Origin of the sequence: Parapedobacter flavus (assembly GCF_035818675.1) — a bacterium.
Lineage (GTDB): Bacteria > Bacteroidota > Bacteroidia > Sphingobacteriales > Sphingobacteriaceae > Parapedobacter > Parapedobacter flavus.
Genome location: NZ_JAYKZZ010000007.1, coordinates 207,761 through 232,644 on the forward strand (window position 1 = coordinate 207,761; position 24,884 = coordinate 232,644).

The 24,884-nt window shown below is 47.6% G+C and carries 21 protein-coding genes; 16 read left to right on the top strand and 5 right to left on the bottom strand.

Annotated features, from left to right (window positions below; all coding sequences use genetic code 11):
- Positions 1-26: 26 nt before the first annotated feature.
- The 3 genes from U9S71_RS07780 to U9S71_RS07790 all read right to left on the bottom strand — a co-directional run bounded on the left by U9S71_RS07780 (position 27) and on the right by U9S71_RS07790 (position 5,607).
- Positions 27-3,440: a SusC/RagA family TonB-linked outer membrane protein gene (locus tag U9S71_RS07780; RefSeq protein WP_326326512.1), complete on the bottom strand. Its 3,414-nt coding sequence runs from the start codon at positions 3,438-3,440 to the stop codon at positions 27-29.
- Between the two features lie 272 nt (positions 3,441-3,712).
- Positions 3,713-4,909, bottom strand: coding sequence for a FecR family protein (locus tag U9S71_RS07785; RefSeq protein ID WP_326326514.1), 1,197 nt, complete (start codon positions 4,907-4,909; stop codon positions 3,713-3,715).
- 107 nt (positions 4,910-5,016) lie between these two features.
- Positions 5,017-5,607, bottom strand: coding sequence for an RNA polymerase sigma factor (locus U9S71_RS07790; protein WP_326326516.1), 591 nt, complete (start codon positions 5,605-5,607; stop codon positions 5,017-5,019).
- Positions 5,608-6,027: 420 nt separating this feature from the next.
- On the opposite strand from U9S71_RS07790, the gene U9S71_RS07795 reads away from it, so the two are divergent.
- The 6 genes from U9S71_RS07795 to U9S71_RS07820 all read left to right on the top strand — a co-directional run bounded on the left by U9S71_RS07795 (position 6,028) and on the right by U9S71_RS07820 (position 10,162).
- On the top strand, positions 6,028-6,909 hold the full coding sequence (locus U9S71_RS07795) for a sensor histidine kinase (RefSeq protein WP_326326517.1): 882 nt from the start codon (positions 6,028-6,030) through the stop codon (positions 6,907-6,909).
- Positions 6,896-7,612, top strand: a complete 717-nt coding sequence (locus tag U9S71_RS07800; protein ID WP_326326519.1) for a response regulator transcription factor — start codon at positions 6,896-6,898, stop codon at positions 7,610-7,612. The genes U9S71_RS07795 and U9S71_RS07800 overlap by 14 nt, the downstream gene beginning before the upstream one ends.
- A complete protein-coding gene (locus tag U9S71_RS07805; protein WP_326326520.1) occupies positions 7,609-8,124 on the top strand; it encodes a hypothetical protein in 516 nt (171 codons plus the stop codon). Before U9S71_RS07800 ends, U9S71_RS07805 begins: the two co-directional genes overlap by 4 nt.
- Before the next feature lie 2 nt (positions 8,125-8,126).
- On the top strand, positions 8,127-9,164 hold the full coding sequence (gene hemE / locus U9S71_RS07810) for a uroporphyrinogen decarboxylase (protein ID WP_326326521.1): 1,038 nt from the start codon (positions 8,127-8,129) through the stop codon (positions 9,162-9,164).
- A gap of 23 nt (positions 9,165-9,187) precedes the next feature.
- The gene (hemJ, locus tag U9S71_RS07815) at positions 9,188-9,724 is read left to right on the top strand and encodes a protoporphyrinogen oxidase HemJ (protein WP_326326522.1); all 537 of its coding nucleotides are present in this window, start codon (positions 9,188-9,190) and stop codon (positions 9,722-9,724) included.
- Between the two features lie 147 nt (positions 9,725-9,871).
- Positions 9,872-10,162, top strand: coding sequence for a hypothetical protein (locus U9S71_RS07820; protein WP_326326523.1), 291 nt, complete (start codon positions 9,872-9,874; stop codon positions 10,160-10,162).
- A 31-nt stretch (positions 10,163-10,193) separates the two neighbouring features.
- Here the strand turns inward: U9S71_RS07820 and U9S71_RS07825 are convergent, their stop codons facing one another.
- Positions 10,194-11,624 carry an NAD-dependent succinate-semialdehyde dehydrogenase gene (locus tag U9S71_RS07825; RefSeq protein WP_326326524.1) on the bottom strand — a complete coding sequence of 477 codons (1,431 nt, stop codon included), beginning with the start codon at positions 11,622-11,624 and terminating at the stop codon, positions 10,194-10,196.
- A 69-nt stretch (positions 11,625-11,693) separates the two neighbouring features.
- Positions 11,694-12,527, bottom strand: coding sequence for a 2OG-Fe(II) oxygenase (locus tag U9S71_RS07830; protein ID WP_326326526.1), 834 nt, complete (start codon positions 12,525-12,527; stop codon positions 11,694-11,696).
- Positions 12,528-12,731: 204 nt separating this feature from the next.
- On the opposite strand from U9S71_RS07830, the gene U9S71_RS07835 reads away from it, so the two are divergent.
- From U9S71_RS07835 to U9S71_RS07880, 10 genes are all read left to right on the top strand, one after another.
- The gene (locus U9S71_RS07835; RefSeq protein WP_326326528.1) at positions 12,732-14,267 is read left to right on the top strand and encodes a lipid II flippase MurJ; all 1,536 of its coding nucleotides are present in this window, start codon (positions 12,732-12,734) and stop codon (positions 14,265-14,267) included.
- Between the two features lie 7 nt (positions 14,268-14,274).
- Positions 14,275-15,171 (top strand): glycosyltransferase family 2 protein, encoded by an 897-nt coding sequence (locus tag U9S71_RS07840; protein ID WP_326326530.1) that lies wholly within the window; start codon positions 14,275-14,277, stop codon positions 15,169-15,171.
- A gap of 11 nt (positions 15,172-15,182) precedes the next feature.
- Positions 15,183-16,304, top strand: coding sequence for a non-hydrolyzing UDP-N-acetylglucosamine 2-epimerase (wecB, locus tag U9S71_RS07845; protein ID WP_326326532.1), 1,122 nt, complete (start codon positions 15,183-15,185; stop codon positions 16,302-16,304).
- Between the two features lie 3 nt (positions 16,305-16,307).
- Positions 16,308-17,366 carry a glycosyltransferase gene (locus U9S71_RS07850; RefSeq protein WP_326326533.1) on the top strand — a complete coding sequence of 353 codons (1,059 nt, stop codon included), beginning with the start codon at positions 16,308-16,310 and terminating at the stop codon, positions 17,364-17,366.
- Positions 17,356-18,273 (top strand): glycosyltransferase family 2 protein, encoded by a 918-nt coding sequence (locus tag U9S71_RS07855; RefSeq protein WP_326326535.1) that lies wholly within the window; start codon positions 17,356-17,358, stop codon positions 18,271-18,273. Before U9S71_RS07850 ends, U9S71_RS07855 begins: the two co-directional genes overlap by 11 nt.
- A gap of 7 nt (positions 18,274-18,280) precedes the next feature.
- Positions 18,281-19,180, top strand: a complete 900-nt coding sequence (locus tag U9S71_RS07860; RefSeq protein ID WP_326326537.1) for a glycosyltransferase family 2 protein — start codon at positions 18,281-18,283, stop codon at positions 19,178-19,180.
- Positions 19,181-19,195: 15 nt separating this feature from the next.
- The gene (locus tag U9S71_RS07865) at positions 19,196-20,272 is read left to right on the top strand and encodes an EpsG family protein (RefSeq protein ID WP_326326539.1); all 1,077 of its coding nucleotides are present in this window, start codon (positions 19,196-19,198) and stop codon (positions 20,270-20,272) included.
- Positions 20,269-21,015 (top strand): glycosyltransferase family 32 protein, encoded by a 747-nt coding sequence (locus U9S71_RS07870; protein ID WP_326326541.1) that lies wholly within the window; start codon positions 20,269-20,271, stop codon positions 21,013-21,015. Before U9S71_RS07865 ends, U9S71_RS07870 begins: the two co-directional genes overlap by 4 nt.
- 64 nt (positions 21,016-21,079) lie before the next feature.
- Positions 21,080-22,285, top strand: a complete 1,206-nt coding sequence (locus tag U9S71_RS07875) for a glycosyltransferase family 4 protein (protein ID WP_326326542.1) — start codon at positions 21,080-21,082, stop codon at positions 22,283-22,285.
- A gap of 84 nt (positions 22,286-22,369) precedes the next feature.
- Positions 22,370-24,880: an SLBB domain-containing protein gene (locus tag U9S71_RS07880; RefSeq protein WP_326326544.1), complete on the top strand. Its 2,511-nt coding sequence runs from the start codon at positions 22,370-22,372 to the stop codon at positions 24,878-24,880.
- Positions 24,881-24,884: the final 4 nt, after the last annotated feature.

A 24,884-nucleotide genomic window follows, 5' to 3' on the forward strand; every position in this document is an offset into this window, starting at 1 on the left:
GTAAGTAATGCATGATACGGAGAAAATTAATTGAAGGTCATATTGATACCTATGTTAAAAACACGTTGGAGAGGATAGCCTAAGCCGTTGCCTCCCATCTCAACGTCCCACAACTTAAATTTACTGAAGGAGATCAAGTTGGTAGCGTTTAGGTACACACGCAAATTATTAGTGCTGATTCGCGAAAGAATATGAGCCGGCAAACTGTACCCGAATTCAACCTGTTTCAACCGTAAAAAGCTACCATCTCGCATAAACCAGGTGTTCGGTTGTACATTGTTTTGATTAATCGTTGGGCTCAATCTTGGCCACAACGCGTGCACATCCCTGCGGTCTTCCGACCAATAGCTATCCGCATAGGCCTTCAACACCTGGGTTTCATTTTGAAAGGGCGATGTGGCACCGGCGTCGATCCAGAAAGCGGAATTTGACAACCCTTGGAAAAATGCGGATATATCCATCCCTTTGTATCCTAACGAGAAGCCGAAACCATAGACAATCTCCGGCAGGATGGGATTCCCGATGGGCACCATATCGGCCTCGGAAATACGTCCGTCGGCGTTCACATCCAAGTATTTGATGTCTCCGCCCCCATACTCCCCGAATTGCTGCGGAGAGTTAATAGCTTCCGTATCGTCAACAAACAAGCGCTCCGCGATGTACCCGTATGTTTGATAGATCGAATGACCAATGCGGCTGCGATACCATTCATCATACTCCGCTTCGTCGAACACTTTGTATTTGCTCGATGCATAGGTGAAATTTCCTCTCGCTGAAAGCCATAACCCGTTGTAAAACGCATGTTGGTAATCGAGTGACGCATCAATGCCCTTACCCGACGCCTCGCCTACATTCGCTCGGATAGGCGCAGCAAAACCCAGTTCGGGAGGGATGGTCGACCGATCCATCAGAATATTCCGGCGGTCCTCCCAGAAGTACTCCATCTGGATGTCTAGCTTGTTAAATAGCCCAAGTTCGAGGGCAAGATTTCTTTTAACGGCGGTTTCCCAGGTGATGTCATTGTTAGCATACCGGGAAATGGAGACGCCGCTTAAGCGATAGGGCGTCCCGATGCCATTGCCAAAAACAGCTCCCCGACTTCCATCGTTCATATTTACGTTTGATAAGTAGAAGAAGCGGTCCCGCGGTGCTCCAATGGCATCATTTCCTATCATGCCATAAGTTGCTCTTAGTCTTAAGTTAGAAACGATCTCCTTAATCGGTTCAAAAAACTTCTCATTGGATATACTCCACGCTATTCCTGCTGAAGGAAAGAAACCGAAACGGTTGGTTTTATAGAAGCGCTCGGATCCATTGTAGCCGAAATTGAACTCGAAATAGTAACGCCTGCCGTAGTTATATGTGGCCCTGCCAGACAACCCTAGGTTCCGGAAAGGAAGTGACAATTGCAGGTCTCCGGCGTTTGCGTTCAGCTCCTGCCGCATGATATACACCAACAACCCGCTCAGGCCGTGTTTGTCGTTAAGCGTCCGATCATAATTCAGCATTGACTCCAGGTAAAAGGAAGAACTGATCAGCTTCGGACCTTCACTATAACCTAAATATTCGGTTGCTTGTTCCGGGTTGACATTTTTGATGCGATACGCATCGGATAGCTGGTCATATCCACTCAGGGTATAAAAGAACGGGTTGTAAAATCGATTGACATCAAAGAATGCCGTTCGGTTCGTGTTGAGCATGGTGCGGAACGAAAGTCCGTCCGTTATAAACCGCAGGTTCTGTTTCACTTCAAATTGAGCTTGCATAAGCGACCTGGAATATTCTTTATATCCTTTTACCATGTCAGCGTATGGATTGGTAAACGTGCCCTGATCGTAATTGCCGAACATGATATGATTCACATACTGATGGTTGTCATCGGCAGGATAATAAGCCGGGAATAGTACGGGATTGGACCGCATCACTTTATTGAACATGGTTGTCCCACCGTCAATCGGTCCGTTATAATCGTCGAAATTCCCACTCAACCGTACCGTCAATTCAGAAGTCTTGGTAAGATCGATGGTTACGTTGCTTCTAAGCATGTAGCTTTTGAGGCTGATATTGTTGTTAAAATTATTACGGCGGTCAACTTTTAGGATGCCATTGTCATTGTTAAATGACCCCGATACGAAATACCGGGCGACCCCTCCTCCACCGCTGATGTTCAGGTTAACCCGTTGGTTGGTGGTATATTCCTTAAATAAGAGGGCGCGCCAGTCATTTGCTGGATAAATATACGGGTTGGCACCGGCCCTCGTCTTTGCAATCTTTTCATCAGAATACCGTATGGCGCCCAGCGGATCCCGGGTCCGGACCGCTTCGTTTCCCATTTCCATATACGTGATGGGGTCCGCCAGCTCAACGTTTTGGGTTGGTGCTGAAATCGAGTTCTCTAAGCGTATGGCAAGTTTGGCGGGGCCAACTGCTCCGCCTTTGGTGGTTACCAGTATGACACCGTTGGCGCCACGGGCACCATACACAGCCGTTGAGGTAGCGTCTTTCATGATGGAGAAGCTTGAGATGTCATCCGGCTGAAGCCTAGCTAAGTCTGTTGCGGTGAGTTCAATTCCATCAATGAGAATTAAGGGTGACGTCTTGTAGCCGAAAGTAGTGACACCGCGGACAAAAAAATCGGCGTTGTCCTGTCCTGGCTCACCGCTTCGCTGATAGGCGATTATGCCGGCAGCCCTTCCGGCAAGCGCTGTCGTTAAGTTGCTCGAGGGGACCTTAAGCTCGTCCGGTCGAATCGATGTCACGGACCCTACCATATCCGTCCGTTTTGACGAACCACCAAATGCCGTAACCACCACGTCGTCTAATTGAGTTGATAGCTCGCTGAGCACGACGTCCACAACTTCCTTTCCCGTTGAATTGATTTCTTGGGTATCAAAGCCGACCATGGAAAAAACCAGTACAGCATCAAGCGGCACGTTTAGTGTATACCGTCCGTTTTGGTCGGTGGTGGTAACATGCGAGGGGTTCGATTTTATCGCGACAGTCACCCCGACCAGTGGATTCCCTAAGCTGTCCGTTACGCCCCCGGCGACTATCTTCTCTTGCGTTCGGTAATCTTCTAACGGTCGACGCGTTTGGCGCGAAGGACGAATCCGTTTGTCGATTTTGGTGAGAAATATGGTTTTGTTTTCTACAGTGTAGCCTACGGATCGATCCTTCAATACGACGTCAAGAAAGTCCCGTAAAGGCATGTCCTCCGCATGTATATTTACCGATATCCGCTCCGACATTATGGCTCTATCTCCTGTAACGCCATATTCGGTCTGCTTCCGGATGGCATCGACCACTTCTCTCATGGTGAGGTTTGACCCCGAAAGAGAGATGGTTTGTGAGTACGTGTTCGCGCTAAGCTGCAGAAATCCGAACAACCATAAAAACGCAGTTATTTTCATAACCGATAAAATGGTATTAAGTCTATTCATTTATTTTCCGTCTACTCAACCAAAAAACTTAGGTGTTTTTCCAGTGTATAGGAAAAGACAGGTATTTGCTGGGAACAGCAAATTTGTTTAAGTTTGCTTGGTTTTGGATAAGTGATATAATTTATTTACGCAAAATGGATAATATTTAATGTATCCGAGACTCATGCAGGAAAGGGGCCGAATCCTTTCCTGTTTTTTTAGGTTATGTTTTCATGGTAAGCGCTCCTTTTCTAATTTAGTTATCATTGTTAGTTGGTTTTAGTTTTATGATTTCAGGTCTTCGTTTTATCAGCGATGATCAACCGTTTCCCGTCGATTCGGTAGGCTACTTTGGTCGATTCCAACAGTCTTAAAATCGTAGACAGGTTAGCATTCCGCACCGCGTCTCCGAAAAATTCCACCTGCGGAATCGTTCCTTCATAAACGATGTCGATGTCATACCACCGGCCCAATTCGGTCATGACCTGCCGGAACGACTTGTTCTCAAAATTGAATCTTCCTTCTCTCCAGGCAATTTCGGCCGAAAGATTAGCCGTTTTCTTATATAATGATGCGGAATCATACGATAACACGCTTTGTTCCCCCGGCTTTAGCACCAATTCCGTCACCTGGCGATCGCGCCGCCGCGAGCTGATATCGCTTTGAATCTTAACAACGCCCTCCACCAACGTTGTTTTGACCCGCATATCTTCAGCATACGCATTGACGTTAAACGAAGTGCCTAACACGATGATACGCTGGCCGTGTGATTTAACAATGAAAGGCCATTTTCTTTCGCCTTCGCTTTCCGTGACGTCAAAATAAGCTTCCCCTTCAACTTCCACTTCGCGACTATGCACCCCGAATTTGCTAGGATATTTCAAGGTAGTGGCTGCATTAAGCCAAACTTTCGTTCCGTCGGACAGAACAATTTGATACTGCCCCCCCGGCGGCGTTGTTAAGGTATAGGTGTCACTTGGTGATAATGGCGCATCAGAAGCGCCGTCCGCGAATTCTACGATTGATCCATCGTCGTAATTGATGGCCTTTTCGTTAAAAATAATCCCCGCTTTTGAGCTATCCAAATCGATTTGTGTTCCATCCGCCAACACAAGCTTGGCTTGGTTGTAACCGGGAGGAATGTCAGTCATAGCGACCGCATCCATCGCCTCATGCTCTCTGGTAGAGAAATAATAATATGCCGTGAGGCCGAATAGAAATACAGCGGCTGCCGTGCGGACAAACGTCATCCAAGACCTCCGTTTAACATTTTCGTCAAAGGTGATTTGCTGCTGTTCTCCCGAATCTATCACGTGTTCGATTCGGGCAAACACCCTTTTTGCCCGTTGGTCAAATAGCGCCCAATCCGGTTCATGATGTGGCGTGCTACCCAGAAAACTATCGACAATTTCATGAAGTTCCCGGTCGCTGCACGATTCCAGAAAAACCATAAGCTTCTCCTGGTCGTCGTCCGAGATGGTATTGTTCAAATACTGGTTGTAGAGTAGTTTTATGTAGTCAAGACGATCCAAATGTATCTCCCCTTTTCTCACATTACGCTTGGAAACGGAAAGTTAACTAGTGCGAAGTAAAAAAATTAAAAGATAGTCATCGCCAACAATAACAACAACGGGAGATGCACGTTCCGTAAATACTCTTTAATCACCTGCATACCCTTCACGAGGTGGTTGTTTACGGTATGCGGACTGATGTTTAGGATTGCGGCTGCCTCTTTGTGTGATTTACCCTCCAACTTACATAATTGAAAAACCAGCTTGCACTGCGGGGAGAGTAACTCGATGGCTTCGTCAATCATTTGCCGGGTTCCTTTTTCGTCTAGGTACTCCGTCGTTACATCATCAACTTCGCTTTGTTCAAGCTGTAGCTGCTTGTGGGCAGCAGCGGTACGGTATTTCCGCCTGTAGTGATCTACGACCATGTGCCGGGCAATGCGGTGCAGATAGGCTTCAAATGATTGTGAAGGATCAATCTGTTCCCGACGGGTCCAAACTTTGATAAACAGTTCCTGCAATAGGTCATCTGCCTCATCCGAATCTTTTAGCATGATTTCTAATCGCCAAAGCAGTTGACGACTATAACTATGGTAAAGGACTTTGTAAGCCTCCCGATCCCCTTGCACCAATCGCCGTAATAGTAATTCGTCATTGTTGCGTTTAAGAGTTGACATTGAGACTGTGGGTTATATAAATGGTGGTTAATGATAACATCACCTGACAAGTTTAATCATTATTTTCATAATAAAGAAAGAAATCACTTTTTTCTAAATTGGTAAATTAAGTCTTTGTCAACTGGAGACTTCATTGGTCGTGCGATATATCATTTGCTAAGTAAAAAAATGCAGTAATTGTTACAAGATTGACGGTTGCAGAGATTTCTTATGATTGCCGCTTTTAACAATATTTCCAATTTCAACATGATATTCAAACGAAAGAAGAATTGTACGCTGCTGGAGTTCAGAGATTTCAGGGACACGTGTTTATATTTAGACCCGCCCGAGGAGTTTCCTAATATTGTCATAATGTCACCTGCAGTTTGTAACTAACCGATGTAAATCGATACTTTTGTGATTGCTTTTCGGGAGTTTGCTATGCGGAAACCTTTGGTACTGTTTTATTTCCTTGTTTTTTATGCCACGGCGCAGCTGGTATGGTGGGGTGTACTGCTTATCGAAGCCCAGCCCCACAGGCAGGTTATGATTATTGGCGAGGGTATTTTCTTTATGCTGATTTTCGTCGTCGGGGCGCTTAGGCTGAAAAAGGCGTTCGTGCGTGAACATAAAATACAACATCAGCAGCGGAACTTTTTGCTGGCGGTAACCCATGAGCTCAAATCGCCACTGGCATCTATCAAGTTAGCCATCGAGACCATTCTTAAACGGAACCTGAGCGACGAACAGCGAAACCAATTCCTGTCTAACTCACTGAAAGACATCGAACGACTGGATGATCTGGTAGGCAACGTGCTGATTGCCACAAAACTCGAAAATCTGCGCTACAATTTTCCCAAAGAAAATATCGACCTGAGTGATCTCGTTAAGAATGTGGCAGGCCGCCTGCAGATCCACTCCTGCACTACGCAGGTAATCAAAACCGACCTCCAACCGGGCTTGGAAATCGAAGGCGACCGATTTGCCATTACCAACGTGGTGACCAACCTGATCGAGAATGCAGTGAAATATTCCCCCCCGTGTGCGCATGTATCGGTAAAGCTTGCGCAGGAAAGCGGCAATGTAATATTCAGCGTGGCCGATCATGGTATTGGGATTGCAGACAACGAAAAAAGGTTGATTTTCAATAAATTTTATCGGGTGGGTAGCGAAGATACCCGAAAAACGAAAGGCACCGGTTTGGGGTTATACATTGTGAAGACCGTGCTTGAGCGGCACCGGGCACAGATTAGCGTGAAAGATAATACGCCGTCGGGTAGTATTTTTGAAGTTATATTTAACAACCATTATGCAACAAACTAAGCAACGCATTCTATTGGTAGAAGATGAGGAGCACCTGTTGGATGCCATCAAACTCAATCTCGAATTGGAAGGTTACCGGGTATCTACCGCTACCGATGGGAAAAAGGCATTGAAGATCTTCAAGGAAGAACGATTCAACTTAGTGATATTGGATGTGATGATTCCGGAGATCGATGGTTTTCAGGTGGCTGAAACCATAAGGCTGCAAAACACCGATGTGCCCATTATGTTCCTTACGGCCAAAAACAGTAGCGAGGATCGTATTACCGGACTCAAAAAAGGGGCTGACGATTACCTGGTGAAGCCGTTTAATCTGGAAGAGTTGATTTTGCGGGTAGGTATTTTGGTGCGCCGGGGGATGAAGGGCGATGACCTCAAAGAACTCAATTCCTATCAGATTGGCGACAAAACCATATATTTTAATTCTTTTGAACTCCACCAGGCTGATGGGACGGTAACGTCGCTCACCAAAAAAGAAACCATGTTGCTCAAGCTGCTTATCGAGCGCCGAAACGAAGCGGTATCGCGCGAGCAAATATTGGAAACGGTATGGAACTACGATGTGTACCCTTCTACGCGGACAATCGATAATTTCATCCTCACTTTTCGGAAGTACTTCGAACCCGACCAGAAACACCCGATATATTTTCATTCCATCCGTGGGGTAGGTTATAAATTTACCGACAATCAGCAGGCATCATGATGACCTCCCGGGCACGTGCCATTGTGTTGGTACTTGCATTGTTTTTGCTGGCTTGGACATTCTACACCGAGGCCTATCAAGTGGCAGCGATGGTGGCCGGCGCTATGGGCTACTTAATTTGGAGCCATTACCGAGAGGGTACCGTCTTTATCGCCACTCAAGCATTCCAAAAGAAAAATTACGAGAAAGCACGACGGTTGCTGGCAGATATCAACAAACCGGAGTACCTACGTAAAGGGCGGCGCAATTATTACGAGTTTATGTGCGGCAATATTGCATTGAAGGCGGAAGATTACGACGCGGCCGAGCGGCATTTCCAGATTGCTTCGCGGCTACCGTTCCGCCGCCCGAACGACAAGGCTATTATTCTGGTCCATTTGGCAAACATCAATCTCCGTAAAAAGGATTATGAAAGGGTGCGGGCCTATGTTGAACTAGCGCGCAAATTGGAGGTGACCTCCCGCATCGCACAAATTATCAATAAGATCGAAAACGAAATACCAAAGGAATAAGCGTGACAAATAGACTACAGAACGATTTACTCATCCGGGCCGCCTTCTCCCAACCCACCGAGCGACCCCCCGTATGGATGATGCGGCAAGCTGGCCGGTTTATGAAGGAATACTGGGCCATCAAAAACAAGTATTCATTTCTCGAGATGTGCAAGACGCCGGAAATTGCCGCCGATGTAACCCTATTGCCGGTGGATTTGCTGGGGGTGGATGCCGCCATTTTGTTTTCAGATATCCTCGTGACGGGTGAGGCTATGGGCGGGCAGTTAAGCTTTGAACAGGGCGTGGGCCCCCGCTTTGCCAACCCGGTCCGCACGCAGGCAGATGCAGAGGCGCTGCGCACCGATGTGCTGGACAAGTTACAGTATGTGGGCGATGCTATCCATGTTGTTCAGCAGCGCTTGCAGGGGCGCATTCCGCTCATCGGGTTTGCCGGCGCACCGTTTACCGTGCTGAGTTATCTTGTAGAAGGTGGCTCGTCGCGCGATTTCAAGCGCACCAAGCTGCTGCTCAATAACGAGCCTGAGCTGGCGCACCTTATTTTACAAAAAATTGCCGACGTGACAGTCGATTACCTCAATATGCAGATCGCTGCCGGGGTAAATGCGGTACAGTTGTTCGACAGTTGGGCCCAAGCGCTTTCGTGGGGCGATTACCAAACATTTGCCCATGCGTATAATGTGCAGATTATTTCCAAGCTCGACAGGAAGGATATTCCCGTTATTTCCTTTTGTAAGGGCAGTTCGGTGTTTGCACCGCTTATGGCAGAAGCCGGCCCCGATGTAGTTTCCGTGGATTGGAATGCGGATTTGCGCAATGTCAAAGATAGCTTACCACAGGGCGTGGCGGTGCAGGGTAATCTAGATCCGTTTGTTTTATATGCCGATAAAAAGGTCATCAAGGAAAAGATACTACGCTTGTTTGAGCGCATGCGTGGGCAGGACGGGTTTATCTTCAATTTAGGCCATGGTATCATGCCCGACATCCCATTCGATAACGTAAAATACGCGTTTGAGGTGGTGAAAGAGTTTAGGTATTAGATTTTACCCTTTACGTTGGTTCCATGCTGTATCTCTACGCGAAAGCCATACACATCATCTTCGTTATCTGCTGGATGGCCGGGCTGTTTTATATGGTGCGGCTGTTTATCTACCATACGGAGGCAAAGCAGAAGCCGGCGACGGAATATGAGGTGCTGCATCGGCAGTTTGTGGTGATGGAGCGCAAGCTATGGTGGATCATTACCACACCTGCCATGTACCTCACGGTAGGGGCGGGACTCGTGATGCTCTATGTTAACCCGGCACTTTTACAGGCCGGGTGGATGCACGTGAAGCTGACCTTCGTGCTCGGCTTGGTGGGGTACCACTTCGTATGCCAGCGCGTGATGTTCAACCTGCGTACCGAAGTGAATACGTGGACTTCCACACGGCTGCGCTTATGGAACGAACTGGCTACGGTGCTGCTGTTTGCCATTGTTTTTGTGGTGGTGCTCAAAAGCACCATCAACTGGATCTACGGGGTGGTGGGCTTGCTGCTGTTCGGTGTGATGCTGATGGTTGCCGTGAAGCTCTATAAGAAAATCAGGGAGCGGGGGTAGTAGATTGCAGCGGCTTGGCTCATGAGCGGAGCGCTGTTGCTAACGAGCAAAACTTTTCCGCTCATAAGCAAAGCTTTATTGCTAATGAGCAAAACTATTCAGCTCATGAGCAAAGCCTTATGGCTAATGAGCAAAACATGAGAGCTCATGAGCGAAGCCTTATTGCTAATGAGCAAAACTATTCAGCTCATGAGCAAAGCCTTATTGCTAATGAGCAAAACTTTAAAGCTCATAAGCAAAGCTTTATTGCTAATGAGCAAAACTTTTCAGCTCATGAGCGAAGCCTTATTGCTAATGAGCAAAACTTTTCCGCTCATAAGCAAAGCTTTATTGCTAATGAGCAAAACTTTTCAGCTCATGAGCAAAGCCTTATTGCTAATGAGCAAAACTTTTCAGCTCATGAGCAAAGCCTTATTGCTAATGAGCAAAACTTTATAGCTCATGAGCATAGCGTGGTAGTTAATACGGATTACTCATTAAAAGAGAGGTATTTGATTTCCGTGTATTCATCCAGCCCATGCTTAGAGCCTTCGCGGCCGATGCCGGACTGCTTGACCCCACCAAATGGCGCAACCGCATTGGAAACCAATCCCGTGTTGATGCCTACCATACCCGATTCTAGCTGCTCGGCTATCCGCCAGCATCGGTTTACATCCCGACTGTAAAAATAAGCTGCCAAGCCGAATTCGGTATCGTTTGCCTTGGCGACACCCGCTGCTTCGGTCTTGAAGCGAAACAGCGCACACACCGGGCCGAACGTCTCTTCATGGGCTATCAGTGAAGATGAGACTACATCCGCCAGCACCGTAGGCTGATAGAATAGGCCTTTCTTTACCTTACCACCAGTAAGGAGCTCAGCTCCGCCGTCGATGGCATCTTTCACATGTGCTTTAACTTTCTCCAGTCCGTCTTTGCTGATGAGCGGTCCTACATCCACTTCCTCATCGAGACCGTTACCGGTTTTTAGTTTCCTAACGGCCGCAGTTAATTTTTTGGCAAATGCATCAAAGGCGCCATCCTGCACGTAGAATCGGTTAACGGCCACACACGTTTGACCCGAGTTGCGGAATTTGGCCGTGATTGCCCCCTTCACAGCGGCATCGATGTCCGCATCGTCAAATACGAGGAACGGTGCATTTCCACCCAGTTCGAGCGAAACCTTTTTAATGGTGCCGGCGGCATTGGCCATGAGTGTACGGCCCACTTCCGTAGACCCGGTAAACGATATCTTCCGTACGAGCGCATTGGTGGTGAGCTCCTCGCCCATGCCTTTGCTATCCTTGCCCGTTATCACATTAAATACACCGGATGGGAAGCCCGCTTCGTGTGCCAAACGAGCCAACGCCAACGCGGTCAGTGGCGTTTGTGAAGCCGGTCGTAACACCACGGTGCAGCCGCTGGCTAAGGCGGGGGCCACTTTCCGGGTAATCATGGCGAGTGGGAAGTTCCATGGGGTAATGGCGGCGACAACCCCTACGGGCTGGCGGATGGTGATGAGCCGTTGGCCAGCTTTGGTGGCGGGTATGGTTTCACCATAGGCACGTTTGGCTTCTTCGGCAAACCACTCGACGAAAGAAGAACCGTAGTCTACCTCGGCGAAGCTCTCGCGCAGCGGCTTGCCGCTCTCCATGGTCATGGTGCGTGCCAGGACTTCCCGATGTGCCACGATGAGCTCGTACCATTTCCGCACCATGCGGCTGCGCTGGGTTGCGTCCGTGTTTCGCCAATCGGCCCATGCCTCGTGCGCGTAATCGATCGCCTTTTTGCAGTCGGCCCTGGTAAGATCCGGAACGACTGCGATGGTATCGCCCGTGGCGGGGTTAATAACGTCGAATTTTTTGCGGCCTGCGAAGAATTTGCCGTTGATGTAGGCCTGGCCTGGTGGTGATTTTAATGTCATAGCCAAAATATAAATCCAGTCAATTATATCAACAACGACCTTTCACTAAGGTTTTGATCGGTTGCATTGTCACTTCCGCAGGATTTTCAGGAAGATTGGCGGAATCAAGTCCTTGACGAATTGCCTGACTGGATTAGGGCGGGGCTGGTCATGATTTACAAGTTCGTCTCCCGCATGCCCTTCGCGCGCTTTGAAGATGGTACTGTGCTGGGTCAAGCCCTCGTCAACCTCTTCTTTGGGCCGACCGTTGGAATAATAATAGAGCGCCAAGGATTTTCGGCTACGGTCTTCTGGGCAGTCGAGCGGATTGGGGTGGCCATGGTAGGAAAACGTTGTGGTAGAAAAAACCGCCAATGTATTAAATTCAGGGAGGATTTTCTTTTCGCAACGGGTCATCGACTTGTCCCAAAGCTCGAAATGTCCACCATACGCTTCTTGCCAGTCCTTGTTGAGATATACCAAAGCGTTGATTCGCCTGTCTAACTTCAATATGGGATGCTTGTTGAAATCGGCGTGGATTTTCAATAACCCGCCCCGTTTGATTTCATGCAATCCGCCGCCCACGAAATATGGATCACCGATTAACGGTTCCCGGATGCCGGTGAGTTGTTGCAGGAATTCGAGGAAGGGCTGTGAGTTGAGAAAATGCATGAATCGTTTGGTCTCCTCACCAAACGGATGTTCGCCTTTTCCACCCAGTTTTTTTTCATTTGGATTGTCAAATTTCACAGCGTCTTTTTGGGCCAAGTCTGGAAACTCCCCCAGTACCTTTTCTAATATATCGGGATTAAAAAAGTCCTTGAAATAGATGTTGGGGAAAGGCGATGCGTGTGCATATTGGTCCGCATGGTCGCTAGCAACAGTTGGCAAATTCAAGTATTGCTCATTGATATAACGCGTCATTTGTAGTTATTTAAACAATATGTGGCGCTAGTTATGCCAGTTGGGGTGGAACGTTCGCGCTTTCATGGTCAAACTTAGAAAAGTTTGTGGTCCAAAACAAACATTTTCAATTGCCTACCAAGCGTTGAAAATAGACATTTCGATGAATTCTACCAAAATAAACGTTTCTTTGCAAGACATAACATTCGATGTCCGAAATAGAAATTGAAACGGAAAACAATCATATTATTCATCCTCCGGTTTACCAAGTTAGCTTTTTCTGTAATCGGATTATCATTAGCGGCCAAATACTTTGGTGTTTCTTTAGATCGCGACATGTGGCTCATTGCCCTAAACTGCATTGTGGTAGTCAATTTAGCGGTTTGGGGCCCGATTAATGAAACGTTCAGAGCTAAATTTATCATCCTTAGGGAAGAACAAGGCGAAAAGCGTGTTTTGGAGCGAGCTCGGTCATTGCTGGCGGTTACGCTGATCGTTACCTTGGTCCTCATTGGGTGTTTGTTTGCATTCCCGTATCCGATTGCGCGCTTGCTTGCACCCGCTTATGGGGATGAGCAGATTGCTGCATTGGTGTTGATGCTGCTGGTTGTTACCCCGTCCTTGTTGTTTGATCAATTCAGCCAGCTGGGTATTAGTATACTCAATGCCTACAATTCTTTTTTTGTGCCCGAAATCTCCAATTGTGTCGCAGCTTTGGTCAATGTCGTCAGCATGGTTCTATTGGCTCCCCACATCGGCATCTATGCATTGGCGGTCTCCTATTATATTGGTTTGGTGTTGATGCTTTCGCTCGTGGGCTATGAAGTATACTTACGGAAAGTGCCTATTTTCTCAGGAGGTATAAGGATAAAGCTAGGAGATTTCAAGCCATTTTTTATTTATGCATTACCCTTCTTTATCCCTTATTTTTTTATTCAAGTCAATTTCCTTGTGGAGAAGTCCTTGGGAAACCTATTGGGCGAAGGGGTGGTTTCGATACTTGATTATTCGCGTAAGTTTGTAGATATCCCCATCAATGTACTGACCAGTGTATTGCTTACCATGCTGGTGCCGGTATTGTCCAGTCGGTTTGCGAAGCGCGACCCTGTGGGTTTTTTGGCCGACTTTAAGCAAATTTACCAATTCGGCTTTCTCATTGTCACAGCGCTGATTGCATTGCTATGCACCTCGGCCGAAGAATTGATAGGGATAATCTTGTATCATAAAGAACAAATGTCGTTCGAGGCCATCCTGAAAATCAGTGACCTGGCTATTTATTATGCATGGTCAGCCTTGGTCAATTTTTTCTATATTATATTTGGATTGGCCCTGCTAGCAACGAATAAGGGCAAAATTTATGCTTTTTTTGGGGTGCTTGCCCAGCTGATTATGATCGGGTTGAATTTTTTGTATTACCAGACATTCGGCGTATACACATTTCCGCTCACCTTCATCGTGGCGCACAGTGTTTCCGCTGCGGCATTATTTGTTTATTTTCCCTATCCGCACCGGCGCAGCCTTTTTGCGGTTACGTTGAAGTACCTCATTTACCTGGTTACGGTAGCGGTGGGAAGCTACTTGCTGACGGGGCTTATTCCGCATAGCGTAGGTAACTACATGGTATTTATTGCCAACGGCAGTATCATTTTGATCAGTATGTTGACTTTGCTGTTTATATTGCGTCTGGAAGAGCGGCTGTTTGTGGTGCAGTATTGGCAAAAGGCGGTGGGTTTAATCCAAAAAAGCAGATCAAGAAAATAGGGGAGACATGGCGGACGTAACGGTATCCTTTATCATTGTCAATTTCCGTACGCCGGATTTGGTGCTGCACTGTATCGCGTCAATTCGCGAACATACCAACACGCAATCTTATGAGGTCATTGTTATTGACAATGCATCGGGGGATGACTCGGCAGAGAAATTGGCGAGCGTACCGGGTGTAACGTTGGTGGCCAATGCGAAAAATGTAGGTTTCGGAGCGGCGAATAATCAAGGTGCGAAGGTGGCGCACGGAAGATACCTGTTTTTTCTCAACTCAGATACGCTACTGTTATGCGATGCTGCCGATAGATTTGTTCCGTTTATGGACCGTCCGGATAATGCCCATGTGGGCTGTTGTGGCGGTGATCTGCTAGATGAAAAGATGGAAAAACAAGCCTCATATGGCAATTTCCCCTCGCTTATGGGGATAATTTTCGAGATTGGCCTTCACCGGTTTTTCCGGCGGAAGTTTAAAGAGGAGTTTTCGATAGGTGTTAAAAATGAGCGCTCCCAGGAACGGGCCGTTGATTATGTATCGGGAGCCGATATGTTTGTTAGGAGGGAATTATTCGACAAGTTGGGCGGATTTGACGCTGATTTTTTCCTTTATTTTGAAGAAACAGAGTTTGCATATCGGATGAAAAAGGCGGGATATCTCTCCATGTTGTTGCCGGCGGTCCAGATTGTCCATCTCGAAGGGGCTTCGCACCAAACGAGGGCGCTGATGAGTCTGGTAAAGGCGAAGTATTTCGAGTCCAGTCGGCTTAAATTTTTCCGAAAAACCAAAGGTGCCGCTACAGCGCTATCGGTAAAGGTTCTACTGGCTACGCAGGCGCTGGTAAGGGCATGCTGGCACCGCGACCGTTATTACCTTAAACTATTTCGTATACTTGTAAAATCGTGACTGAGCTACGCATGAAAAGGATCCTATTGGTATTCGGTACCCGGCCCGAAGCGATAAAAATGGCGCCGGTGATAATGGCGCTTTCTAAATATCAGACGGCTATCGAGGTTGGGGTTTGCGTTACCGCCCAGCATCGTGAGATGCTCGACCAAGTACTCGGATTTTTTGACGTGAAACCTCAATTCGACCTTAACCTGATGCAACAGAACCAAAGCCTTTTTGGGCTTACTGCCGACATCATTAAGCGGATGGAAAGTGTGCTGCATGAATTCCGGCCTGATATGGTGCTGGTGCATGGTGATACGAGCACATCAATGGCGGCGTCACTGGCATCGCATTACGCGAAAATACCTGTAGGGCATGTGGAGGCCGGTCTCCGAACGTATCAACGTTATGCGCCGTTTCCGGAGGAAATGAATCGCCAGCTAACGGGTAAGCTTGCTACTTATCATTTTGCGCCAACGGAAGGAGCGAAGGCCAACTTGCTGAGTGAGGGTATTCCGTCCACGTCGATTTTCGTAACCGGAAATACGGTTGTCGACGCCCTTTATTGGTCCAGTAAGGCACTGGAACATTATGAAGATGATGAGATTGCCGCCTTGAAAGCATTGGTTAATCGGAATAAGAAATGTGTTTTGGTAACGGCACATCGTCGCGAAAACCAGGAAACCGGGTTGTACAATATCTGTGATGCGTTGGTGCGGTTAGCTGCCCACCCCGATACCGAGATCGTATTTCCCGTACATCGTAATCCGGTGGTCAGGAAAATTGTCTACGAGCGGTTGGCTCATATCGATAATATTAAATTAATAGACCCGTTGGGTTATCCTGCATTCATATGGCTCATGTTGGAGGCTCATTTCATTATTTCGGACAGTGGTGGCATTCAAGAGGAATCTGCTGTACTGGGAAAACCGGTACTGGTTATGCGTGATTTTTCGGAGCGCCCCGAGGCTATCGGTGCGGGCTCAATGAAACTTGTTGGAACCGACAAGGATCGTATTTACAATGAAGCCATGGCATTATTGGATGACGACGTGGCTTACCAGCGCATGGCCACCAAATCGTCGGTATATGGGGATGGGCAAAGTGCCGACCGCATTGCGGGGATCATTGCGGACCTAAAACATTAGACCATGTTGTTAGTGCTTGCCAATTATCCGGACGAAAAAGCGCGATACGAGGGGATGTCTCAGCGCGTCATTGCAATCGATCAATTATGCGCAACCCGGGAGCGCCGCTATTTAACGGTTTCTCACCGGTTGTATTGGAAAATGGAGACCGAACAGTTCGCTGATGGTGGGATACAGTACCGCTGCAATATTTTCCGGCACTTTTCACTGATTATCAGGTTGATTAAACAGGCCGACACCCTTTATTTTCATTCGGTTATCAATGTGTTGCCCCTTTTACCATTCCTTAGCTTTATCCGGCGAGAGGCGCACGTTGTACTAGATGCCCATGGCGTTGTTCCAGAAGAACTCCACTATCAGGGAGCAGCAAGGAAAGGGAGGCTATACGGTCTTGCTGAACAACGGATATTCCGACGGGTAGATACCGTGGTGACGGTCTCGGATGTGATGACTGCTCATTTCCGCCGTAAATATCCCGAATGGGAAAGTCCGGCAATGCGATATCCGATATTACCGGCCCACTTACAGAGCGACCCGCCGATGGCCGGCGCAACGCCCGACAACAAGGTGCATGTGATTTACAGTGGCAACCTCCAATCGTGGCAAAATGTTGATCTGTTGATTTCGCTTATCAAAGAGAACCGATCTGATCGCATTAAGTATACGTTGTTGACGGGGCAACCGACGGATTTGAAAAAGCGGCTGTTGGATTTGGGTGTACAGCTTGGTAGTAACATCGAGGTACTCACCGTTTCGCCCCACGAATTGCGCGGGTATTACCAATCGGCGCATTACGGATTTATACTGCGAGACGATATGTTGATTAACCGGGTAGCATGCCCCACAAAGATGGTCGAATACCTTTTTTATGGCATTACACCGATTGTCAAAAGTAGTCACATTGGTGATTTTGAGGCAATGGGCTATGAATACCTCCGTTATCAGGATTTTTCGGCAAATTTGCTGGTTAGGAAAAGTAAAAAGAATAGGGAACTGATGATGCGGTATGTTTCCGATTTACGTAAGGTCAACTTCGAACAATTGATAGCTTGTGAACGATAGTCCGGTAGTTTCTATATTGATGGCTACGTTCAATGGCGGGGCGTACCTGCGCGAACAGCTCGATTCGCTGATCGGGCAGACCTATACATCTTGGCGCTTGGTGGTGCACGATGATGGGTCGACCGATGATACGTTGCTGATACTGGGTGAATATCAACGCCGGGACCCACGTATTTCAATCATGGACGATGGTGTGACCAATCTAGGGCCGGCAGCCAATTTTCTGCACCTCATGCGGCATGTAGAAGCTCAATTCTACATGTTTTGCGATCAAGATGATATTTGGCTTCCCGAAAAAGTTAACCATATGGTTGCCGGTATTGCCAAGTATGAAGGGCCAACGGTGCTGTACACGAATTCTTATTTATATGTAGGAGACACGGCGATAGCACAAAAGTCGACCGTAATCCACCCCAGTACCCTGCGCGACACGCTGTTTTTCAATTCAGGCATTCAAGGGTGTGCTGTGATTTTCAATCGTCAATTGATGGACATCCTGCGACCCTTTCCGGATACCATTGCCATGCACGACCACCTCATCACGATGGGCGCCGTTACGTTTGGCCAAATTGTTTATTTGGATGAGGTACTGGTTTGGTATAGGCAGCATAGCAAAAATGCCACAGGCAACCAGCCGCGAGGTACTTTTCGCAAATTGATTTCCTTTTTGGCGGTAAAGAAGCCGGTCATCAGTCGATCCCATTATTACGCAAATGAAGCATTCTATGCACACTACCGGGAGCTGATTGATGTTGCCAAAAAGGAACTTTTTCAGGCCTATTTCCGATACACTTCGAGTCGATCGGTATTAGAAAGGTTGTTTATTGTGTTGAAACATAAGTTTGCATTGGGTAATAAAAGAGGACTTCTGTTGGTTAAAACCATGATAAGAACACCAATTGACTGATTTGGCAATGAGCGGTAAACCCAACCCATACGTCACTGTTTTCACACCTGCTTATAACAGGTGCGGTTACCTGGGTCTGCTTTATGAAAGTTTGAAAGAGCAAGATTTTGATAACTTCGAATGGGTAATCGTAGATGATGGGAGTACCGACGGCACAGGTGAGGCGGTGAGGCGTTTTATCGCCGACAACGAGATCAATATCCGCTACCATTACCAAGAAAATGCAGGTAAGCATGTCGCCGTTAATAAAGGGGTGCAGCTAGGCAAAGGAGAGCTGTTTTTTACGGTAGATAGCGATGATACGCTCGCTCCACATGCGTTATCAGCCATTGTCCAACAATGGCAGGCCGTTCTTGAATTGCCCGAGGCAGACAGCTATGCTGGGGTTTGCGGGTTACGGGTGCATGAAGACGGTAGGGTGATCGGAGGCGCGGTAGATTACGAGGTTATGGATGTGTCGCCTATCGATTATCGATTTAAATTGAATTACAAAGGAGATAGAGCCGAAGTAATCCGTAGGTCTATTATGGCACAGTACCCCTATCCTGAGATTGCCAACGAACGGTTTTGTGCCGATGCGCTGACCCTCAACCGTATAGGGTGCCGATACATGCTTCGGTATTTTAAAGACGGTATTTATGTCTGTGAGTATTTGGCCGGAGGGATTACCGACTCTTCTGTGCAACTTCGAAGGGATAGCCCGAAGGGCGCCTGCCTGTATTATGCAGAAATGGCTGCGCTGCCGGGACTAACAAAAATACAGCGGCTAAAAGCCGCACTGAATTATTGGCGGTTTGCGGTTTACGACAAACAGACACCGTTTAGAGACCATCGGCGAGCAATTGGCTCATATTGGTCTTACATCATGTTTCCAGCAGCATGGATGCTGAAATTGGTTAGTAATTGAGCTGTCATTTAAGCGATGATACCATATTATATATTATTTATCGTCACTTTCTTATTTACCGTCTTTGATTTTATACAATCACGGTATGTCAGGCTGTGCGCTTATATACCCCTTTGTTTGTTGCTGGTAGGTTTCGTGGGCCTCCGTGCGCTGGGCGTCGATAACGACGGATTTGCCTATCAGGACGCATTTCGCTTGGTAGGCGAGAAATACAGTTGGCTCGATTTGCTGCTTGGAAATTATGACGAGACGATGGAGCGGGGATACTTATTATTCAATAAGTTGGTTTATACCTTGGGTGGTAATATTCATGTGGTTTTTATGGTCATGGCATTCCTCACCGGTTTATTGAACTTCACGTTGATCTACAAATACAGCCCAATGCCATTTCTGTCTGTTTTAATATACCTATGCTTTTTTTACCTGTATCGGGATTTTACGCAAATTCGATATGCGTTATCGGCGGCGATGGGCTTTTGGTCGATCTGTTTTTTTGTCGATAAAAAATATTGGTGGTCTTTCGCGTCGGTTTTCTTCGCAGCATTTATACATAGCTCCGTGCTTATTGTGCCCCTTTTTTACTTGCTGTATGTTTTTATGCGGAATTATCCCTTTTATTTGGTTTTGCCAGTAGTTGGGTTGATCATCGGTTTTTTTGATCCCGTGATGTATCTATTCGCGCTAGGTGGGCTTCCACCAACGTTGGCCGGGTACGTGGAGCAAGAGGAGTTTGGGGAGAGTGGCTACATGCTCTCGGCAATAGCGGAAATTTTTATATTAGGCATATTTTATTATCGGAGTAAGCTGACAACGTTCTATGGTGAGCGGACCATCGATCTATTTATGGTCGCTTTATCTTTGGGGTCGTTCATCAACCTCATGTTTATTTCGTTTGCGATCATGCAACGCTTATCTTCCTTGCTTTTTACGGTTATTGCTTTGGTGATGCCTTACCTATTTTGTGTAATAGAAGACGATATAAGGGACCGGAACCTCGGTTTATTAATCAGGGTGGTTTTTATGATATTCGTGCTTTACTATGGATTGAAAATGATCGATATTGATTTGGTCAGACCTTACGCTATTGTATGATTCCCAAAATAATACATTATTGCTGGTTGAGTGATGATCCTTATCCGGAATTAATTGAACAGTGTTTTACCAGTTGGAAGCAGAACTTGGTAGGGTACGAACTGCATCGGTGGGATATCGGGCGTGCACCGAAAGTACCGTGGGTGTTAGAGGCATTTGAAGACAGGAAATATGCTTTTGCTGCCGATTATATTCGGTTCTATGCTTTATATCAGATGGGCGGGATTTATTTAGACGCGGACGTGGAAGTCTTTCAGTCGTTTGATGCCATGCTAGCGAATCGGTCTTTTATTGGGTATGACACTATGGGCGATATCGAAGCGGCCGTGATCGGAGCCGAAAAAGGGTGCGGCTGGGTCAAGGCTTGCTTGGATGCATATGAGGGAAAACATTTTAAACGAGAAGATGGCAGTCTGGACATGGAGACAGTACCTTTCTTGATCCATCGCATACTCCGGCAGCGTTACAAGCTACAACCAGATGCGTCGGATATGGTGCAACACTACGAGGACTTAAGCATCTTTCCTGCGGTATATTTCTCTCCGAAGAACCTGTTTACGAAGAACATTGAGGTGGGAGTAGAGACCGTGTGCGTACATCATTTTGAAGGGCAGTGGGTGAAGCATACCCCCTTGTTTGCGATGAAGCATATGATGCATCGGCTGGTGCTGTTCCTGTTGGGACGACGGGCGCATCGGAGGGTCGCCCATGCCTTCAGGAAGCTTTTGGGCATCGGACAATAAGCATTGCGCAACATGCTATTGATAGATATTCTGCTATCTTTGTGGGGTTCGCGGAGGAATTGGCATGGCGCAAATACAGACACCCTCATCGCAGCAATTGATTACCATGTCGAATAAAATATGTTTGGTTTCAAATACGTCTTGGAGCTTCCTGCGGTTCCGAACGGATGTGATCCGGTCGCTGGTAACTGCCGGCCATGAGGTGCTGCTGCTGGCTCCGCCCGATGAACACACGGAGCAATTGGCGGGGTTGGGTGCACGGGTTATTCTGCTGAAATCGCTATCGAGAAAAGGACTTAACCCTATAAAGGACCTCATGCTGTACAGGGAATTTATGCATATATATCAGGAGGAACGGCCCGATTTGGTGTTCCAATATACGATAAAGCCCAATATCTACAGCACCCTGGCGGCACGGCGCTACCGAATACCCACCATTGCCGTGATAACGGGCCTGGGGTATGCATTCATCAGCAAAGGGCTGGTTACCTTCATGGCGAAGCAACTTTACCGGCTGGCCCTACAACGTGCAAAAAGCGTATGGTTCCTCAATAATGATGATTTTCAATTTTTCGTTACACGTAGTCTGGTCGATAGGAACAAAGCACAACAAATCCCGGGCGAAGGCATTAACTGTTATGACACGTTTAATCCGGAGCTCATCGCAGACGCTGATCGGAGTGTCTCCACGGTTAAATTCTTGTTTATCGGCAGGTTGCTTTATGACAAAGGAGTGGCGGAATATGTGGCTGCCGCGAGAAGGATAAAAAAGGCTTATCCAAACGCTGTATTTTGGATCATGGGATACCTAAATGTAGACAACCCCACGGCTGTTCAACAAGCGCAGCTTGATGAATGGGTGAGCGAAGGGACAATAACGTATTTGGGCGCATTGGATGACGTAAGACCGACGATTGCTGCTTGCGACTGTGTGGTCCTTCCCTCGTACCGGGAAGGCATGTCCACTACACTGCAAGAAAGTGCCGCCATGGGCAAACCGCTTATCGCCAGTAATATTGCGGGGTGTAAAGAGCTTGTCGATGAAGGTGTTAACGGTTTTCTGTGTCAGGTAGCCAATGTCGATAGCCTTGTGTCGTGCATGGAACGAATACGCAGCATGTCGCCGACGGAGCGCCAACTGATGGGCTTAAACGGGCGGGAAAAGATGGTCAAGGAATATTCGGTCGATCGTGTGATTAAAATTTATCATGAAACCATAGCTGACGTAACACGGCAACAAAAAGACAACAAAATAAAGCAAATCTCTTAGTACGCAGCAAAAAAAACAGTTTATTTGTGGTAATTTAGAAGAATGGATTTTGATTTTGAGTTTTAAGGTAAGCAGATCAGGTTGATGAAGTATAGCTATTTTTATGTTACGAGTATTCTTCTGATGGCTTTAGTTGGCTTGTTTGGCGGCCCATCTTTCGGACAGAACATCAGTGCTACAGATTTATCTAATGTCCGTGTCGATGATCTGTCGGATGATCAGATTCGTTCGTACTTGAAACAGGCCGAAGCGTCGGGATTGACTGAAAACCAGATGGAAGCAATTGCGCGGGAGCGCGGGATGCCGCCGATGGAGATCCAGAAACTGCGTGAGCGAATAGCCAATCTCGATGGGACCGAGGCCGACCAGCGTACGTCGTCAGCATCATCGGAAATACGAACTGAACGGGGTGTCATTGATTCCCTATCGCCCCCCACAACCACGGACACCGGCACACCTGCGGATTCGAACCGGAACGATGACTTACGTATTTTCGGTGCCAGCCTGTTCCAGGGGGCGTCGCCCGTTTTCGAACCGGACTTGCGTATTGCTACTCCTCAGAACTACGTAGTCGGTCCGGGCGACCAGATTTTGATTGATATATATGGCAAGTCGGAAGAAGACCATACCCTCTCTGTTAGCCCTGAAGGCACAATTAATATCCCTTATATCGGCGTCATTTCGGTGGCGGGGATGACAATGGAACAGGCGACGGCACGCATAAAGTCATCGCTGGCGACCGTATATTCGGCTATCCGCACCGGCGATACCAAGGTGAGCGTGGCGCTGGGCGACATCAGAAGTATACAGATTACGATTACCGGCGAGGTGGTGCGCCCCGGTTCCTATACACTGCCTTCGGTTGCGAATGCTTTTAATGCACTGTATTTCTCGGGCGGCCCCACGGAGAACGGCTCGTTCCGCGATATCCGGGTGATTCGGAACGGAAAGGAGGTTGCCGTACTCGATATCTACGACGTGCTGATGAATGGCTTTTTTTCGACCAACATCCGATTGGAAGATCAAGACGTGCTCATGGTGCCACCCTATCAAAATAGGGTCTCCATACGCGGGCAGGTGAAGCGCCCTGCCATTTTTGAGCTGAAAGAAGGTGAAACATTCGATGAGCTTTTGGCTTACGCGGGCGGTTTTACGGAAGACGCTTATCGCGCCCGCATCAAGGTGACGAGGCAGACCGACAAGGAACGGCGTATTGAGGATCTCTTGCAAACTCAATTTGCGCATTACACACCGCAACTGGGCGACCGATACGAGGTGGCACCCATATTGAAGCGTTTTGAAAACAGGGTGCGGATTGAAGGGGCAGTATTCCGGCCGGGTGATTACGAGTTGAGCGCCGGACTCACACTGTCTATGTTAATCAAAAAGGCCGATGGGCTGAAAGAAGATGCCTTCTTGAACCGCGGATATATTCTTCGATTGCAGGACGACATGCAAACCGAGCAGTTATCTTTCGACGTAGCTGGGATCGTTGCAGGAACCACGCCCGATGTGGAATTGAAACGTGAAGATGTGGTGACCATCGCTTCAATTTTTGACCTCCGCGAACAATATACGGTGGACATCGATGGTGAAGTGCGGTTCCCCGGGCAATTTTCATTTGCGGAAGGGATGACCCTGCAAGATTTGATTGTCAAAGCTGGCGGCTTCCGCGAAAGCGCCACAAGTAGCCGGATAGCGGTATCCAGGCGTGTAAAAAATGCCGACGCCATGTCGCAGTCTGCTCAAACGGCCGAGGTCTTTCATGTGGCTACCGGGAGCGAATTGAGTAAGGCCGACCAAGATTTTGTGCTGATGCCGTTTGATCAGGTGGTTGTTCGAACAGCTACTGGCTATGAAACCCAAAAAACAGTGTGGGTGGAAGGCGAAGTGCTTTACCCGGGCGAATATACCCTTACGCGAAAAGACGAACGCATTTCTGATATCATTAAACGGGCAGGTGGCTTTACACCTTTTGCCTATGTTGACGGAGCTTCATTGAAACGTGCGGGTGCGCCAGATACATTGAGACCGGCAGAAACGGGTGCTGAAAGAGCCAAGAAGGAACGGGCACAACAAGAGGAGAGTAAGCGGATGCTTACCTTAAGGCAATTGCAGAATGACGAAAGCGCAATCGATGAGTTGGCTATAAATAGGAATACCAATAACGAGTTTGTAGGCATTAACCTGGAACGCATCATTGAGAACCCAGGCTATCGGGGCGACCTGATCCTGCAAGAAGGTGACGTGATTAGGGTGCCCAAAGAGTTGCAGACGGTCAAAATTTCGGGGGAGGTGCTTGCGCCGTCTACGGCCGTATATGCGCCATCTAAGGGCTTTAAGCAGTATATCTCGCAGGCCGGCGGCTTCTCGTCGCGCGCACTGAAGAAAAGCGCTTATGTATTGTACGCCAACGGCTCGGTGAAAAGTACCAACCGATTTTTGTTTTTCAATAATTATCCGCCGATAAAGCCGGGGGCAGAGATTTTTGTTCCCCAGAAGGAAATGAAAGACCCGCTTACTCCGCAGCAATTGCTGGGTATCGGATCGGGCGCTGCCTCGCTTGTAGCGATTATACTAACCATGTTGCGCTGATTAT